We start from the raw sequence: 1870 nt of genomic DNA, 5'->3' as shown, positions 1-1870 counted from the left end.
GCAGTTCGCCGACGCCATCCTTGCATTCATGCGTGAAACCATCCCGCAGGAATGGACGAAGTTCCGCGACAAGGTCTTAGAGTCTGATTCAAAACTAACTGCACCTTCTCAATTCCTTGCGAGATGCCGTGTGACGCGTCTGATGTGTGCGATGAGGATCCAAGCCTCTGCGCTTGCGATGGATTTTTCCCAATCTTTCGATAGGCGGCGACATCGGTTCAGCCAGGCGAAGGTGCGCTCGACGACCCACCGTCGCGGCAGCACCTCAAAGCCCTCCGCGGTGTCAGAGCGTTTGACGATCTGGACGGTCCATCGGCCGAGGGCCTTTAGCGCGTCCCGCAGTTTGGGCCCTGCATACCCGCCATCCGCAAATACATGTCGCAATGATGGATAGCGCGAGGCGATCGCTTTCAGCACATCGGGTGCGCCATCCCGATCCTGAATTCCGGCGCTGTGGACCACCAAGCCTATCAGTAATCCAACCGTGTCGGTTACGATGTGGCGCTTGCGGCCCTTGATCCGTTTGCCCGCATCATAGCCCCTAATACCACCGCTTTCGGTGGTTTTTACGCTCTGGCTATCTATGACCCCTGCCGTTGGCTGAGCTTTGCGGTTCTCGGCCAGTCGCGCAGCTTCGACCAGCTTCTGGTTTATCTCATCAAGCAAGCCGTCATCGCGCCACGCGTAGAAATAGCCCCGAACCGTTGAAACCGGCGGGAAGTCGTTGGGCAACATACGCCATTGGCATCCGGTCGTTGCAATGTAGAGGAGTGCGTCGACCACGTCGCGCAAACATGTCGTACGGGGCCGACCAGTTGTCTTCGGCGGCGACATCGAAGGCGCTATCAACGCCCATTCCGCGTCCCTCATATCGCTTGCGTATTTATCGCCTTTTCGGTCATGTTGACGGCGGGTGAGTTCAGTCCAAGCCATTGTGATCTCCATTCAGCTTCACAACCGAACAGAATCACAAACCACTGAACTCACTCAAATAGTTTTAAATCGGGCTCTAAGATTGATGTCGTAAAGCATCGGGCCGCTTTCGCGCAGATAGGGCAAAAGTGGGCGGGATCGTTGTGGCGCGGGGGCGCGGAAATCTTGCAGGGCCTCTGCGGTGACGATCCAAGGGCTGATCGTGGTCGCGGTCGCTTTGGCCTGAAACGGGCCAAGCGGCTGGTATTCCCAGGCCTGAATATCGCGCGCGGACCAGTCGTTTAGCAGGACATAGCCAAAGATCATCGCGTCTGCGGCATCGACGGATTGCATGCCCTGCGACGGCGTGCCGACGATTGCGCCCAGTTCCAGTTCGATATCGAAGCGGGCGCAGGGACCAAAGTGCGGCAGGTTAGCGTCCGGCGCCTTAAGCTGGCCGTAGGGGCGGGTAATGTTGGTGCCTGATACGACGACCGATGACGCGCGCCCGTTATAACCAATCGGGATCGACAGCCAGTTCGGCGGCAGCGCGTTCTCTGCCCCCCGGAACATGGTGCCGACGTTGGTCGCATGATCCTTGGACGCGTAGAAATCGGTATATTCCGCGACGGTAAAGGGCATGTGCAGCTGTGCGTCCGCTTGTTGGACCAGCAGATTTTGCAGGCCGTCGGTGTCCGCGGCCAGCAGGGCGGTCAGCTGTGCCCGCAGGTCGGCCCAGACGACGCGCCCTGCCGCCATCAACGGGTTCCATGTGCCGTGTTGCAGATAGGGGCCGCCTTGCAGGGTGATCAGGCCGGACGCTTCGGCAGTTGCCACGTCAAAGATCGCGTCCCCGATGGCGACACCGCAGCACGGCACCTTGCCCGGCACGGAGAAGACGCCGTAGGGCAGGTTGTTCAGGGGGAAGTCGGTTTCGGCGCTATTTGCGCTGTCGATC

The 1870-nt window shown here is 59.4% G+C and carries 1 protein-coding gene and 1 pseudogene; both read right to left on the bottom strand.

What is annotated here, in order from left to right; genetic code table 11:
• Positions 1 to 108: 108 nt before the first annotated feature.
• A complete protein-coding gene (locus ACGYLQ_RS20745) occupies positions 109 to 933 on the bottom strand; it encodes an IS5 family transposase (protein ID WP_394444667.1) in 825 nt (274 codons plus the stop codon).
• Between the two features lie 78 nt (positions 934 to 1011).
• Positions 1012 to 1869: pseudogene (locus ACGYLQ_RS20740) on the bottom strand (fumarylacetoacetate hydrolase family protein); the annotation flags it as partial.
• Position 1870 lies beyond the last annotated feature (1 nt).

It is taken from the genome of Sulfitobacter sp. 1A12779 (assembly GCF_043557315.1).
GTDB lineage: Bacteria > Pseudomonadota > Alphaproteobacteria > Rhodobacterales > Rhodobacteraceae > Sulfitobacter > Sulfitobacter faviae.
This window is presented reverse-complemented; position numbering and strand designations above follow the sequence as displayed.